This is a genomic window from Verrucomicrobiota bacterium JB022 (assembly GCA_030673845.1).
Lineage (GTDB): Bacteria > Verrucomicrobiota > Verrucomicrobiia > Opitutales > Oceanipulchritudinaceae > WOUP01.
Genome location: JAUTCQ010000016.1, coordinates 20,167 through 36,781, shown reverse-complemented (window position 1 = coordinate 36,781; position 16,615 = coordinate 20,167). Strand labels below are relative to the sequence as shown.

General features: G+C 55.7%; 7 protein-coding genes. 4 read left to right on the top strand and 3 right to left on the bottom strand.

Annotated features, from left to right (window positions below):
* The first annotated feature begins 32 nt into the window (after positions 1-32).
* A complete protein-coding gene (locus Q7P63_12375) occupies positions 33-1,379 on the top strand; it encodes a hemolysin family protein (GenBank protein ID MDP0500884.1) in 1,347 nt (448 codons plus the stop codon).
* Between the two features lie 15 nt (positions 1,380-1,394).
* Here the strand turns inward: Q7P63_12375 and Q7P63_12370 are convergent, their stop codons facing one another.
* The gene (locus Q7P63_12370; protein ID MDP0500883.1) at positions 1,395-3,164 is read right to left on the bottom strand and encodes a hypothetical protein; all 1,770 of its coding nucleotides are present in this window, start codon (positions 3,162-3,164) and stop codon (positions 1,395-1,397) included.
* A 243-nt stretch (positions 3,165-3,407) separates the two neighbouring features.
* Here Q7P63_12370 and Q7P63_12365 point away from each other — a divergent pair, with 243 nt between their 5' ends.
* The 3 genes from Q7P63_12365 (at position 3,408) to Q7P63_12355 (ending at position 7,732) form a co-directional block, all read left to right on the top strand.
* On the top strand, positions 3,408-4,628 hold the full coding sequence (locus Q7P63_12365) for an outer membrane beta-barrel protein (protein ID MDP0500882.1): 1,221 nt from the start codon (positions 3,408-3,410) through the stop codon (positions 4,626-4,628).
* A gap of 110 nt (positions 4,629-4,738) precedes the next feature.
* Positions 4,739-5,407, top strand: a complete 669-nt coding sequence (locus tag Q7P63_12360) for a polysaccharide biosynthesis/export family protein (protein ID MDP0500881.1) — start codon at positions 4,739-4,741, stop codon at positions 5,405-5,407.
* A gap of 48 nt (positions 5,408-5,455) precedes the next feature.
* The gene (locus tag Q7P63_12355) at positions 5,456-7,732 is read left to right on the top strand and encodes a polysaccharide biosynthesis tyrosine autokinase (GenBank protein ID MDP0500880.1); all 2,277 of its coding nucleotides are present in this window, start codon (positions 5,456-5,458) and stop codon (positions 7,730-7,732) included.
* 655 nt (positions 7,733-8,387) lie between these two features.
* On the opposite strand, the gene Q7P63_12350 is transcribed toward Q7P63_12355, so the two are convergent.
* Together Q7P63_12350 and Q7P63_12345 are read right to left on the bottom strand one after the other, a co-directional pair.
* A complete protein-coding gene (locus tag Q7P63_12350) occupies positions 8,388-8,909 on the bottom strand; it encodes a hypothetical protein (GenBank protein ID MDP0500879.1) in 522 nt (173 codons plus the stop codon).
* A 530-nt stretch (positions 8,910-9,439) separates the two neighbouring features.
* On the bottom strand, positions 9,440-16,594 hold the full coding sequence (locus Q7P63_12345; protein MDP0500878.1) for a glycohydrolase toxin TNT-related protein: 7,155 nt from the start codon (positions 16,592-16,594) through the stop codon (positions 9,440-9,442).
* Positions 16,595-16,615: the final 21 nt, after the last annotated feature.

The window sequence follows — 16,615 nt, the reverse complement described above, 5'->3', positions numbered from 1 at the left end:
GAAACGTCCTGAGGCCGGACCGTACATAAAGCGTGACCACCCTGCTCTTGCTCAAAGCTGTAGGCGCAGCGGCCGTGATGGGCCTGCATGCCGCCGTTGTCGCCTGCGAAGCGGCCCTCGTGAAGGTCCGCTTCAGCCACTTCAATCCCGACTTGCTCGACTACCTGCGCGAACGCAAGGCGGTCGCGTGGCTGCTCGACCACCCCACCCGCACCTTGCGGGTGCTGCGCCTGACCGCCGGCCTGTGCTGGGTCGGCTACTGGCTGCTGCTCTGGGGGCCGCTCGGGATGATCCTTGATGCCGTGCCTGGACCGGCGGCCGCCGCCAACCTGGCGCTCGCCGCAGCCGTCGTTGCGCTGCTCGGCCTGCAGCTCGTTTCCGTCGAGCACATGCCGCGCTCGCTCGGCTTGCAGGCCGCGCCATCCGTCCTGCGCGGCACCGCCTTGCTGGTGCGCGTGCTGGCCGCCCTCTTCAAGCCGTTTCTCGGCACGCTCGCCCCCTTGGGCCGCAGCCTTAACATGGCAGGCGGCGGCAAGGAAGTGACGGAGCTAGAAGCCCTCGACTATGAGGAGCAGATCGAAATGCTGGGCAAGGACGCGCCCGATATGTCGGTCGTGGCCCAGACGATCCTGCGCAACGCCTTGCAGATGCGCGACCTGGAGGTGAGCGACGTCTTGCTGCCCCGCAACCAGATCAAGTTTTTCGACCTCTACCTGAGCCTGCAGGAAAACCTGCAGATGGCGCGCGAAAGCGGCCATACCCGCTTCCCGCTCTGCGAGGGCGATCTCGACCGCTGCATCGGCCTGATCCACATCAAAGACCTCTTTCGTTACGAGGGAGAGCTGAGCCGCGTGGACCTGCGCAAGATCAAGCGCGACATCATCCGCATCCACGGCGAAACGCCCTTGGAAGAGGCCTTGACCCAACTTCTGAGCCACAACGTGCACATGGCCTTGGTGATCGACGAGTTTCGCGGCACCGAGGGCGTCCTGACGCTCGAACGTGTGCTCGAGCAGCTGGTGGGCGACATCCGCGACGAGTTCGACAACGAGGAGGAAACGCTCATCCGCGATACCGTGGAGGGCGAAACGGTGGTCTCCGGCCTCACCCCGCTGCACGAGCTGGCCGAACGCCTGGGCGTGGAAGTGGACAACGACGAAGTTTCGACCTTGGGCGGCTTGATCACCAACGAGCTGGGTCGGATCCCCGAAGAAGGGGAAGAGCTGGTCGTCGAAGGCCTCGCGGTCCGCGTTACGGCGGTCGACGAAAAGCGCGTGATCGAGGCGGAAGTGCGCCCGCTGCCCGAAGACATGCGCGTCGCCGAAGACGAAAAATCCTCTCCCTCCGAAGAGGAAGAGGACGAGAAAAAGCAGTCCTAGACTGGGGTGGCCGTCTTACTTGGCGGCTATCGGATCGGCACCTTCGGTCGGGTTGGCCGACGCAGACTCATACTGCTCGCGGTCGGCCCGGATCTCTTCGATCGAACGCAGCGAGAAGTCGAGGGACGCGGCCACTTGCGCCTCCTCAAGCGCGTCGGCGAGGCTCGAAATCCGCACCTGACGCTCCGGCGAGAAGATGAAGCGGTCGCTATTCAGGCCGTTGTAGAAGTCCTGCAGCTGGTTGTAGCGCGGGCGGCGCACTTCCAGCAGCGAGGCAACGTGGTCCGTAATCGTGCGCGATTCGCCCAGCTCCAGCTCCACTTCCACCAGATCGGCCAAGACGTCTTCTTCGCGTGGTTGGCGCTCGTGCGCATCGAGCAGCACGCGACGCGCCTGCTCGTCGAGGTCCATATTGCGGAAGCGCTTGGCCACGGTGCGAAGCAGGCTCGAGCTGACGCGGGTGTTGCCCAGGAACTCCGTGAGATACATTTCACCCAGCTTCTCATCCCCGAGGCCATGGTGAGCGACCGAGCGCATGGCGCTGATTACCGGGCGATAGCTGGCCAGCCACGAAGGGGCTTCGCGCTCCAGTTCTTCGCAGAAATCGAGCGCCGACTTATAGTGGCCGGACGTGAGGTAGGCCTCGATGTAGATCATGCCGAAGGCCGAGAGATCGAAATTGCTCTCGATGGCCGTCTCATAGACGCGGCGCACAAGGTCGAGGCGACCAGTATCAGTTGCAAAGTTCGCCAACGAAATCACCGTCATGCGATCGTCGCCAAAGTTGCGCAAGAGGTCTTCCACCTGTTGCTCGATCTCACGCTCGCGGCCCTGTTCGTCGTAAATTTTCAGGAGATCGATGCGCGGCGCCGGATTTTCCGGCTGGGCTATCACCCGCTGGAGGCAAACCTCGGCGGCCGCCGTATAGTTGCCCTCGCGATTGTGGAGCGCCATCAACAGCTTGCGCGCCGGGTCGACGTGGCGGACGAGCTGGGGCACGTTGTAGCGCGCAATAAAGCTCTGCAGCAGCACGATCGCATCGTCCGTCTGCCCTGCACGGTCGAGCAGCTCCGCCGCCGACATGACCGCCTCCGGGTTGTTGTCGAGGCCATACTGGCGGTAAAGCTCATGGGCTCGCTCGAAGTTGCCCACCTCGGTCGCCGCACGCATGCCGGCCAGCGCCATCACGCGGTTGAGCTCATCCGAGCGATCGGGTTGCTCGGGCAGGTAGCGCTCGGCCACGTCCAGGATTTGTTGGTCGTTACGCGAGCTGAGCAGCGCGCGCAGGTAGCCCTTCAGATACTCGACATCGCGGTCCGCATACTGGAGGCCGTCTTCATAGACCTTTACCCAGTATTCCGGCGGTTGCTTGCGCAATTCCAGCATCTGCGCCACAAACATCCGCCCCTTCAATTGGTCGGGTGCCCGGGTGAGGCCCGCCCGCACCCAACGCTCGGCCTGGATGATTTCTTCCGCCGAAGTCGCCTTCTTGGCCAGCTCAAGGCCACGCTCGACCTGAGCCACGCCCTGCTCCTGCTTGACCTTGCGATACTCCCAGGGCAGCGGGACCATCAATGTCTGCACATAAGTAACCTGGTGGTAGCCACGCTTGTTTTTTAACCACCAATAAACGCCAGCCATTAAAGTGGCGTAGCCAACGATACCGAGCACACAGGTGGCACCAAGGATGCGGAGCCATCGCAGGCGGATCTTGACCCGCCCGTCTCCCGACGAACGGCGCTCCGCAAAGCCCAGCCAAATTTTTTGGGAATTTTTGTCTTTCATCAGGAGAATTGTGGGGCTTGAATGGCCTCCAAGCTGCGGGAGGCTCCCCCAAAGTCAACGGTATTGGCGAAGGGAGAAGCGACTAGGTTGTAAAACAGCCGTAAAAGGCCTATTAAATCTGCATCTACATACGGTTGCTATCCCAAAAAAGTAATTGCCAAAAAACGCAGGATCACTTTGTTGTAGGCCAGTCACTTCGGTGAACCTCTCTTGCATCTATACAAACTACAATCCTCAGGTTAAATGAAGTCGCTCAACCAAAAATCGTTAATCTGCCTTTCTCTCGTGGGATCGTTGGCCAGCCTGAACGCGGCACCTCTCGCGTCGCTGGGCGATGATGTCGCTCTCTTCGTGACCGGCAGCGCCCGCGCCACTTATCAGGACAACCTGTTCCGCCTCAACGACGACAGCGACGCTCACGATGCAGACGCTAACGAGGATTACGCTCTGGTCTTTACGCCCGGCCTCGAGCTGCAACTCGCCGACAGCAGCACCCTGAAGAGCCAACTCAACGCTTCTGTCGCGATCACCCGCTACAGCAAGTCCGAGAATGATGGTCTGGACAGCGAGCTGCCGAGCATCAGCCTGAACACCAACTACAGCTCGGGCATTACCAATATCGTCACGAAGGCCAGCTGGCGCGAGCAAGCCTCCAACAGCTCGGAATTCGTCGACATCAATCCGGGCGTGGAAGAGCTGCAGGGCCGTTTGATCGAAATCGAGACGACCGACCTCAGCGCTCTGGGCACCTATAACTTCAGCGACCGCACGTCCGTTCGCAGCGGTGCCACCTATCAGCGTCGCATCTACCCGGGTCTGTCCCTCGTTGGCAACCGCTCCGTCAGCGTACCGCTGACGTTCCTCTACGAGGTGCGTCCCCTGACCCAACTGACCGCGACCTATCGCTATCGCAACACCGAGACGCAAAACAACACCTTCAGCAATAGCTACGACGACCACAACTTTTCCGTGGGTGTCGAAGGTGAAGTCTTGATCCCGACCCTGACCGGTAGCGCGTCCATCGGCTACCAAGTGCGCGAAGCAGACCAAGGCCGCGATACGGACAACTTCTCCTTCGATGCTGGCCTGTCCTACATTCTGACGCCCAAGGCAACGATCTCGCTGAATGCCTCCCGCGACTTCCGTAATTCCGCCGTCAGCAGCACGGTGAACGGCCAGCGTATTGCTTCCACCATCATCGGCACTCGGGTCGGCCTGAGCGGGGTATACACCCTCAACTCTATGCACCGCATGGTGGGCGGCCTGACCTACGCCAACAGCGACTACGAAGATTACGATCGCTCACAAGACAGCGTCTACGCCAACATTGGTTACCGCTACACGCCGAACGACTACTGGACCTTCGGCGCCACCTACAATTACGAAATCACCGATGGTAGCGGCATCAACTACCGCGATTACGACAGCAACCGCCTGTCGGTATCTGCGGCTCTGCGCTACTAAAAGGTATTTCTGAATTTCACATTTCTCTTAAAGAAGGTCGCACATTGAGTGTTGACCTTCTTTTTTGTTCATAAGAAAAATACGAGCTTAAGCACCTATCGGCTCTCATCATGTTCAGCAGATTTTCTACATACGCTTTGTTCGCTTGTCTTTCCGCCGTAAGCACGCTTGTAGCTCAAGACGGTGGATTCTCCGCTCCCAGCGGCCCCACGAACTCTAACTCTCTCTCCCTGGACGGGTCCGGCGGAGGAGACCGTGGAGGTTTCGTTGTTTCGAGCAACTACAAGATCAAGCCGCTCGACGAGGTCACGATCCGCTTGTATGTGGCGGACGACCTCCAGTTTGCCAGCCAGGTCCGAGTTGGAGGCGACGGGAAGATATCCCTGCCCTACCTCGCACCGATCAGCGTTGAAGACATGACCATCGATGAGATCCGGGAAGCTCTTTTTGAGCCTTACAACAAGGATTACTACGTTAACCCGCAGATCGACGTGAAGGTAGTGTCCTATGCCTCGCGGGTGGTGACGGTGATCGGCAAGGTCAACAGCCAGCGCAAGGTCCCGTTTCCTTCAGAAGAGCCTCTCTACCTGATCGAGGCGATCGCGGCGGCCGGTGGCTGGAGCAGCGACCGTATGGCACGAAAGGACAATGTCCATATTTACCGCAAAGATGCCAATGGCAATACCACTCAGATCGTCGTGGATGCCACGAACCTCACGGCTCGAGATTACCCGCTTCAAGACGGCGACCTGGTCGAAGTGAAGGAACGCCTCTGGTAGAGGGCCCTTCACCCTCACGTCTCAATCAATCTCTCATCCCCTTTTATCATGAGCAAAGAAGGCAACGGATACGGCTATGGCTACGGCGGCGGCGGCTACTACGGTGGCGGCTACTACTACGGAGATGGCTACGGCAGCTACGCCGAATCGACAGTTTCCCCCTCCCGCACGCTGAAAGATTACTTCCTGATGCTGCGCGAGCGTATCTGGTGGCTCATCATCAGCGTAATCGTCGTGTTCATCGCCATGGCGGTCTACACCTTCAGCTCTCCCAAACTTTACCAGTCTGGTTCACAAATCGAGCTGCTGCGGTCCCCTGACGAAGTGCTGCCGTTCAAGGACGTCGTCAACGTGGACATTCGCGACACCCAGGACTACAACACGCAGGTGATGGTGCTCGGCTCGAGCGAAATCGTTCGCCGCGTCGGTGAACGCGTAAAAGGCGACCTCCGTCGACGCTTCCTTCAGCCCTACGAAGACAAGCTCAAGACCTCTCTCAACGGTGAACCGGACGTCTTGGGCTATCTCGCAGGTGGCCGGACGATTCGTCCCGATTCCTCATCTTTAATCGTGCAAGTGGGCTTTGTGCACCCCAACCCTCAGGTTGCACAGGAGATCACCAATCTTTTCGCCGAAGAGTTCGTGGATTTCAATCGCTCCAAGATGATCGAGGGGAATCTAAAGGCGACGGAAAGCCTGCGCGATGAAGCCGCCAAGCAGATGGAACGCATCAAAGACATTGAGCGCCGCCTGGCAGACTTTAAGGAAAAGTATGGCACCATCTCCGTTGATGAGCGCCAGAACATTGCGCGGGAACAACTCCTCAGCCTGAACGCCCAGAAAATCCAGGCGCAGCAGAATTATGACCTGCTGTCCACCCGCTGGCAGCAAGTCGAGTCGGTTCGCAACAGCGGCGGCACCCTCCTCGACTTGAACTTCATCAGCTCCAGCCCCACCGTTACCAGCCTGATTGGCCGTCTCTCGGACGCAAAGATTGGCCTGGCAGGCCTGCAGGAGCGCTATCGCGAGAAGCACCCACGCATGGTCGCTGCGCGCCAGACGCTGCAGGAAACTCAAGCAGAGCTGGACAAAGCAACGGGAGAATCCGTGGAGCGACTTAAGAGGGAGTTTGAAATTGCCAAGGACAATCTCGATGGCTCCAAACAGCGCTTGGCCGCAATGGAGCAGGAGATTATCAGCCTCGACCGGCTGCGCCCAGAATACAATGCGCTCGTCAATGACCTGCAGATCAGCCGCCAGATGTACGACGTCTATCAAAGCCGTCTGCAACAGGCTACCGTTGCCAATCGCGTCGAGACGCCCACTGCACGCATCGTAGACCGTGCGTCCCTCCCCTACCGCCCAGTAAAGCCGAACGTGCCCCTGAACATGATGCTGGGCCTCGTGCTCGGCGGCGTGCTCGGGATCGGCCTTGTGGTGCTGCTTGCCGTCATGGACGACAAGGTGAAGACTGCCTTCGACATCGAAAGCTCCCTCGGCCTGCCGCTCATCGGCCTCATCCCCCGTATTTCCCGAATCGACGCCCTCGAGAAGGCACGTATTGTGGCCGACAATCTCGACCGCCCCACGGTGGAAGCCTTCCGCTCCGTGCACTCCACGCTGAAGCTGCACGAAGACAGCAAGAACGCGAAGGTGATCGTCACCACCTCTACGGTGTCTTCGGAAGGTAAGTCGTTTGTCTCGACCAACCTGGCGATCACATTCGCCAACCACGGCGAGCGCACGATCATCATCGACTGCGACTTGCGCATGCCGAACGTCGCGAAGTCGCTCGACTTGCCGGAACACAAGGGCGTGATCGATTACATCAACGGCAACGACGACCTCGACAGCCTGATCATTCGCGACTACCAGCCCGGCCTCGACGTTCTCGTCTCCGGCGGCCGCAGCAAGAGCCCCACGCAGGCCTTGAGCAGCCAACGCTTCGAGAACCTGATCCACGAGCTGCGCATGCGCTACGACAAGGTGATTATCGACTGCCCGCCGCTCGCCCCGGTCTCCGACGCGCTCAATGTAGTGCCGCAAGCCGACGGCGTGGTTTACGTCATCCGCTTCAAGATGGTGAAGCGCAAGACCGCCAGCATCAACATCCGCCGCCTCCGCGAGTCCAATGTGCCGATCTTTGGTGCCATCCTGAACAACATCAACACCAACGTTGCCGGCTACTACTACTCGCACTACTACTACGACAAGAGCTACCAAAGCTACTATACGTCGGCCAATGACGAAGGTGCACGTGACTACGAAAACGCGAAACGCGAAGGCAAAAAGAAGTCACCGCCCTCCGAAGAGATGCGCGTCTAGCCCCCCCCCCATCCCTGCCTCTTTTTCAGCCCGACCACTTGGTCGGGCTTTTTTGGCACCGCTCTCCGCTAATTCCCAACAAAAAAGAGTGGCTTAATGCTTTGACTATACGCGAGGCCACACACTCTGAATCCCTCCGAGTCACTCGAGCAGCACAGCGAACCGCGTCTGACCGCAAGTTTGCATCCGACGTGGCTAAATCTTGAATGGCACGAGCATAGCGAAACAGGTCCACACATAGGCCCACAAAAATCAGACTTTGACGGTCAAACCGTGTTTTTACCTGTCACACCGAAAGCGTCAACGAAAGTTTCGGAAGCCGTTGACCGTGACAAGGTTTATCCTGCATTGGCACGCCCTGTCACGGGACATAGGTATGGTGCGGGTGGCGGGAATCGAACCGGAACAAGGATTTCACCTATTTGCGCGTGGTTTCACTAGATATTGTTAACCAGCACGATGTAGATTTCGATCTTTGCATGCGAATGAACGCAAAAGCACACTTGTGTAGAGATTTTGGCAAATTTTTGGCAAATAGGATACGTTACCCCAGCACCCACTGCGGCACCCGCCGCAGGCCCCGGGTTCCTCCATCACCACCTTTATCACTAACGGTTAATCCTAAGCGAAATCAAACCACGACATTCCCGCGCAGCTAAACCCATGTGCGAAAAATTCTGGACACTACCCGCTCTCGGGTCTGCGGGGCGGGGCGGTGGCCCCAGGCGTCGTAGCTGTAGCGACTGACGCTCCCCGCTTCGTCCGTGACAAAGGCAACCGAGCCCAAATGGTCTTTGTGATACCATTGGCGCTTGGGCTGGCCCTGAACATGATCGCCCGCGATCGTGCAGACGCCAATCGCGCCGCCCGGCCCCGAAATCGTCAAACGCGTCTCCGCGACGGACCAAGTGCCGTTGGCATTCTCCCAATCCTGCTCCAAATCGCCGAGAAAGAAGGTCGCCTTCGTGCGGTTCCACTGGCCATTGGTCTGCCCGTTGACCTGCACGTGGCGGTATTTCACACCACTGGCGGTATACCCATATTCGTGGCCCACTTCGCCCTTGAAGATCCACCAGGGCTTTTCGCAAGGATCCCAGCCAAACGACCAGGCTTCACCATCCTTGGAACGCGATACCATCAAGCCCCGACCGTCGTAGCCGATCGTATAGCCATACACATCCGTTACCGCATCGGGCTGGCTGGCACCGTAGGCCCTATTTCAAAGAACGGGTGCCAGTGAAATGATATGCGCCTTACATATAGTCTGACGGGTCGCGCGCCCAACCCTGTGTCACAGCTAAGCCGGGCGAAAGGCAGACGATGGAGCGAGGCTGAGGGGGACAGGGCATGGAAGCGGAGAGGTCTTTCTCCGAGTGTGCCAGGTCGATAAGTTTGGATTCCAAAACTCTAACAATCGAAGATGCTCGCTAGGTGTTTCATTATCTTTTGGTAGCGGTCACACGTTCCACCAATTAGCAGCGGCATAACATCTATGAGTAATCCAAAGTGAAGACCGGGTGCTTACGAAATATCTTTCAATATTGCCAATACATCAGCTTTGCACTCTTCCAACAGTGCTTCCGGGTCCAGACCTACCCGTTGAACTGTGCGACCCACGTCATCTCGTGCAAGCACACAGTATACAGATGCAGAGATTTCATCCACCCTATATTCCCATCCAGGGGTTTCAAAAAATTTTTTAATCATTTACTCGATCTCCTCTATTATTCCACGCTTAATCAGCACCTCCAAGGGAACCGGTGTCACATACTGCTGGCCGAGACCCGGTTGACCGAATGCAGGCGCAATAATTCCGGAATCAACTTCCAAAGGTTTAAGGACTCTGAACGTTCTTAATGGTTGATCAGCAGCACCAGGAGGCAACGCTCGGGCAGATGCTGGCGTTCCAACTGGAGCAAAAAATCTAGAGTAGCCACTCCCACCATAGCGGTCAATTAATTTACCTGGATACAGATATGTTTTTGTCGGAGGGAATAAAAAGCCGTTGTTTATTGGATAATATAGAGCAGGCGCAAGTGATTTTTGCTGTAAATCACCAACAGCCTCATCAATGAGGCCAATAACTGGGGTTCCCGGCAAGCTCCTTCCAACCGGAGCAGAAGCAGCCCTCCCTAATAAAGCCGAGTCCACCATAAAAACCGCATCAGCCATGCCTTCAGGACTAAGCATGAAGTCCACCGTACGGTTCCATTCCCCAACAGGATCCTTTATCAGTAGTTTTCCGCTCTCATACAGACCAACGAATGCATCACTCACGGGGCGCAATACGACTCTAGCTACATACTCCGGATCTGTGTTTATAAGCTGGCCTGCTTTACCAACATCTCCAATGTAGTTTAACGTTCCAGTTAGCGAATCCACTATATTCCCCTCCAAGCGGTTTCCAAATCTATTAAGTCCGTCCAATGAAGCCCTCGCATGATCTAAAGTAGAGGGACCATTCGACCGTTGATTAACCACCGTCGGCTTGGGCGCTGAAACAGTAGCACTCGTGCTCTTCACCGGCGACACAGTCCCTGTCCCCGTTGAGGTGAAGTCAAAAGGTGGAGAATTATAACCCGGCACATATGTGATGGTGCCCGGGTTCCACCTTCCAGGCCCCGGACCAAACATGCCGCTATAATCTTTACCTACTCCAAGATCAGGCGACGTAATCCATCCACCATTACTATAGCCCCCACTCACACCATATCCACTACTGATATGCATATTTACCGCATACCCCGTGGGATCCGTGGCTGAGAGGGGGCGGTTTTCGACGTAGCTGTAGCGGTTGTAGGATTCGGAGAAGGAGGGGTTGGGGATGAACGGGTCGGGCGAGAGGGTGCGGCCCAGAAGCGGGTCGTAGAGGCGCCCGCCCATGTGCACTATGCCGAGGTTGTCGAGCATGTCGTGGCCGGTGTAGCCAGCCAGAGGCGTATAGCCGATGCTCGTGCGCTCTCGGGTCTGCGGATCGCGGCGGTGGCCCCAGGCGTCGTAGCTGTAGCGACTGACGCTCCCCGCTTCGTCCGTGACAAAGGCAACCGAGCCCAAATGGTCTTTGTGATACCATTGGCGCTTGGGCTGACCTTGAACATGATCGCCCGCGATCGTGCAGACGCCAATCGCGCCCCCCGGCCCCGAAATCGTCAAACGTGTCTCCGCGACGGACCAGGTGCCGTTGGCGTTCTCCCAATCCTGCTCCAAATCGCCGAGAAAGAAGGTCGCCTTCGTGCGGTTCCACTGGCCATTGGTCTGCCCGTTGACCTGCACGTGGCGGTATTTCGCACCACTGGCGGTATAGCCATATTCGTGGCCCATTTCGCCCTTGAAGATCCACCAGGGCTTTTCGCAGGGAGCCCAGCCAAACGACCAGGCTTCACCATCCTTGGAACGAGATACCATCAAGCCCCGACCGTCGTAGCCGATCGTGTAGCCATACGCATCCGTTACCGCATTGGGCTGGCTGGCACCGTAGGTGTAAGTGTGCGCGACCTCATCTTTCCACTTGATCCGACCCATCGCATCATAGTCCGCCCGCTTGGCTCCATCGATATAGGTCAGACGGTCGAGTCGGTCGTAGCCAAAGGTTTCCGTCACACCATTGTCGGTGCGGCTCGTAAGATTGCCAAAGCGGTCGAAATCGTAGATCGAATTCTGGAAAGAGCCGGTCACGATCTGACTGAGAGTCCCATCCACCGGATCATAGGTGCGAGAGGTCGTGGTTGCACTTGCGCCAAAACCGTGTTCGACCGTCAACGCACGACCGTATTTGTCGAAGCTGGTGCACTCCCACCAGCGCCGACCGATCGCATCCTCGATTTTGGTCAGGTAGCTGTGATCGTTGTAAAAATAATTCAGACGATAGCTTCGCCATGAGTATGGATCCGACTCCATATCGTATTCCAGCCCCTGAGGGCGCCAGAAGTAGCTGACGGAGGAAAGGCGGCTCTGGTCGTCGAAAGTGCTATACTCGTAATACCAGAGCATGGACCCGTTCTGCGTGCCATAGGTCGACTGCACGCGCAAGAACGGTCGGGACAGGTGATCGTAATAAAACCCACGCTGCCTCCGCACCTCCCCTTCGAGGAAATTACTCCGCCGGAGAACATCTTCGGAATTAATGCGTTCGGCATGCACTTCACGGGCTAGAGCGCCCTTGCTGCCCATGCGCTCTCCATCATAGAAGTAGAAATCCGCCCAATAAGACCATTTGGTGCCTTCAGGACGGTAAGAGATCATCTCCGTCCTCCGCCCCAGCACGTCGTATTCGTAGCGGGTATAGTTTTGGCCCGGCGATGCCTCCCAACGCAGACGCCCGAGCGCGTCGTAGCGGTATTCGCGGAAGCCCGCATCGGGATCAGAAAGAGATTCTTGCTTTCCAATGGCATTGTAAGCCGACGTGATGACCTTATTTACCGCTTCAGAGCCAGCCGTAACTTGATCTAATTCGCCCCATGCCGAATACTCCTGCCTCACCGAAGACATCGCCGCCGTCGTCGTGCCGGCCTGTAGATTGGTGAGGAAAGTGGAGAAATCGCCCGAAACCCCATTCCAGATTTCGCGAGTCAGGCCATCAACGGAGTCGCGCAGCACTGTGCCCCGAGCCGTAGCCGGAGTCTCAGTCCCACTGAACACTCCCACCGTCAGTCCCGAATAGTGGTAGGTATCGACGCGACCATTGATGGCAGTCGTAGTCGAGACTCGCTTGAGCGGATCTCGCTCAAGGTAGCTCCAACGAAGCGGATCAGAACTCAGGTAAGCCTGCGTACTGGCCAAGCCCAGGCCTTGCTTATCGTAGACACTGTCTTGATATACCCAGCCTGAGCCGTCAGCCTTCTCCACTTCAGTGCGAATCGCGCGGCCAAATACATCTTGGTAGCTAACAGATGTAGGTGCACCGGTCGCCGTGCTCGTAACCTTATAGTAGGCAGCGTTGTCGAGAGCCGCCGCCTTGATATTCTCAGGCAGCGACGTCAAGTCGAAGCTCAAGTTGGTAGAGCTCCCTACCAGTTCGCGCTTCGTCTCTGCAATTCGATCATCAGGGCCAGTGACCTTTTCCAGGCGGCCAAAAGCATCATAAAGAAATTCGGTTACAAGTCCATTGGCATCAGTGGCCTTAAGGACCCTGCCCCAGTCGTCATAGGTCTGGCTGCCTGAAGTCCACAGGGCGTTCTCCACTCGATCAGGAAAACGCCAGCCGGTAGCACTGGAGTAGGTGGCGGACACTACTTTGGTGGTTTGACTACCGAATTCCGTGGGACGCCCCGCACCGTCATAAGTAGCCTCACCAAATGCACCATTTACAATTACCTCATAGGGGTGACCCTGAGGCGTGTATTTGATCGTCGTCAGCAGCTCCTCAGCCGTGCCATCATGATCGACTACGCCAAGAAGCGCGCCGTTGTCAGCCCGATAGGAAAAACCTTTGATCCGCTTCTGTGCGTTATCAGCATCAGCAGCACTTTCAGCCGCTTTAGTGGTAACACGTCCTGGCCGTCCTAGCCTCACGGAAACGCCATTACCCAAATATTCAAAGTCACTCCGGGTATAGCTTCCACCCGAGTTTTTTACGATCGTGCGCGTCAAATTGCCGTGTGTAATATTACCAGGTAGATCATCAACATCATAGGAAAGCGGCGGCAAAGCCGTATCTACATCTGAAACTGCAGCCTGCGCGTCATACCACCGAAGCGTGGTGGTCGAAGAAACCGGGTTATCCAGCGTCTCGGTCAGCCAGTTGAAGCCCCCCTCCAGCGAACGGACTCCGCCTTCGAGTGGCAAATCCGAAACCCCGTCATACTCCCACTGCTTCTCCACCGTCTGCGGTAACATCGGGAATAGCAGACCGTCCAAAGTTGAGAGGGTATCCAAGGTGGCCGTATTCGTCACCTGACTGAGCAGAGTCGCCTCGCCATCACCCAGTTCACGGAAGCGTTCCTGCTTCTTCACCACGCCATGAAACGGCCAATTGGTGTAATACTCGGTGTAGAGGCTCGTGTCGGAGACCGAGTCCTTCACTTCAATCCCGCCAAATCCGAGAAATCCGCGACCTTCCAAGTTGTATGTCGGCTTAAAGTAGGTATACGTCTCGGAATTGGTGAACTCGGTGCTGCCCTTCTTACCTACCCGAGCAGAAAGACGGTCAACCACAAACAGGTCACCTAGCCAGACGTTCTTGTTACTCGAAGTGTAGTATCCATCGCTCTTTTTGGACATTTCCACCTGCAGTCGTCCCGCCGACTCCGCACCAATTTTTGACACGCGGGGTAAAGCGTCGCCCGTGGGGTAGAGACGAAGGGTTTTGCCGTATTGATAGTCCGGGTGAACCGAGTTAACTATGAAATCATCAAACACGTAAGCACCCTCAACCTCTCCGCATTCCAGGAAATATTCAAATTTCAAACGAACCACAATGTTCTGCCAAAAGGATACAATACTACGAGTTGGCGTATATAAAACCCCATCTTCGATCATAAAAGGCTTTATCAAAGCTTCTCCACGAGCAGTATGCCAAACTTGTTTTTGGTTGCCTATATAAAGGCCACCACCACCTGCGTCACTGACCTTCAAGCAAATCAATTCGGTGCGGGAAGCTTCCACATTATCATCCGTCTTATAAACTACTGCCTTATATTTGCTTGCATACTGCTCCGCGGTAAAACTCCTACTTGTACACCGAGCTTCTTCGCATATTGGCTCAACCACAGGGCCTTCCATAGGCGGACAACGGTCCTCTGGATTTAAAATCTTTACCCAATCATAACTAGCGATCCAATTCTCAAAGCGGATATTGTGGCCTTCCACTTGGAACCCCGTCCGAACATTGACGTTCTTTAACCAAGCGAGCAGCAGCTCTTCACCCCGCATCGACGAAGGCCACATCAGAGAGAAGGTATGTAAATTCGAGGAATCCAGACCTTCCGCTGCGATGTCTTCTTCTTTCAAAACCTGCCACTGCTCAGTAATCCATGAAAAAATCTTTAATTTAATAAGACCCTCTCTGGGTTCCGCAAAAACAAGATCGATATTTCCGTCTTGATTCCAATCTCCAACCAAGGTTTGAGAAAAGTCTGGATCTACAGGAATCAATCCAGTTTTTAGCGAATTGCCAAAATTTGTACTGAGTTCAAATCGCGACTCACTTCCACTCTCTGGTGCCTCCGGAACCAAGCGATTGATTAAGATCGGATATAGCGCCCAAGGCCCGTAATTATTCCTAGTCTGTATAAAGATATCAGCTAGCCCGTCGTGGTCAGCATCCGCAAATATCATTCTTGACGCAAACCGATAGTTTGACTTAGGGGAATCGAGATCTGTGCCGCATTCCAACAAAAACTGTTGCTTCAGAGCAAATCCTCCACTTACTCCCTCAATAAATTTTGAAACCTGAACTTTATAATACCAGAGCGCTCCTACCCGCCAGCCCAACAACTCAATCAACTCTGAGGCTCCATCTCCGTCGACATCAAGCAATGCGACATCTACAGGGATAACTAGAGCTGTTACAGAAGTGCTCGCCACTGATACAGCTCGACCATCATCCCAGCCAAGGCGGTTATTCGCCAACACTCCATTTGAGACAAAACGAACACCACTCTGGTAGTTGTAATAGTATATATCAGCCAAGCCATCTGCGTTGATATCTCCAGCTAGAATCGCTGCAGATTTTTCGACATCTGAATTAAAAGTAGAGTCTTCCACCAGCACAGCTTCGCTGTCTGATGCCTTGCTTTGAATTCTGACCTCATTTTCTACCAACTTAAAGTGCAACAGGAAAGATCCCCGGCTATCAGCTACCGGCAAGAAACGCCCACCATACCTTCCGAAGGATCCGTCTTCACGGGGGAGGCTTTGATTTTCATACGTGTAATCAATCAGAATAGGCTCCAACGTTTTCCCATCCCGGATATTTGAGACAGAAGAAAGCAGATCGAAAGCCTCTGCGGAAGGCTTGCGCTCGTATTGAAGATCGTAGGAGCTGAGCTCCGTAAATTGATTTACGCTCGTATACTTGCGGACGCTAATCGCATCCAAGAGACTACCCAGGACCATTGACTTACCCCACAAACCGGAGGGCAGCGGATCCACCCTTTCTTCATACACTAACTTGACGCCAAACAAAGGAGCATCCGTTTCAGGCGAGAATGCATAATCAACACGGTCCAAAAGCAGAATCTCCTGACCAAATGCATCCTTTTCGTAGTAGTAGCGGAGCTCGTTGCCCCAAAGGTCTTCGATTGAACTGATCATCCAAGAGGCAGTCCCTCGATCTACGAGCTGCTTCGCCTTTTGATCGGCTCCCGCAGCCGCGTCACGTCCATAATACTGAATCATTCCTCCTTTTGTATGGACGACGAAGTAATCCGGATTCGATTTCAGTTTCTCCAAAACATCGCTGCCTGCATTGGCCGCCGAGACATAGGCGAAAACGCGCGCGAAGGTCTCTATCTCTGTCCGATATTCGATGAAATACTCATCCTCAGATGCTGAGTAGCCGCTGCTAATGAGCAAAAGCAGCTGGCCATCCAGATAGAAGTGATCGTTGGCGTCAAAGTTGACGCCTGATAGATAACCCTGCCGCGCATAAATCCCGCCGCCACGGCTAATCTGCGAGAGCCCGCCTAAAGACCATCCCAATCCGACCACGCCTTCTCCAGCATTGCTGTTGTAATTCACAGACAGGGCTGGCTGCACGCCGTTAATTCCCGGCGGCACGTCGATAGGAATCGAGTAGTTGAAGGCACCATAGTTGTCGACGGAATGCACGCCCGGCACAACACCAGGGACTTGAACCGTCTCCGCGCTAACAGCAACAGAAAGTATAGCCGCCAGGACGGCAAAGAAAGCAGCGAGCTTCATATTAAGGAAATCTAGATCTTA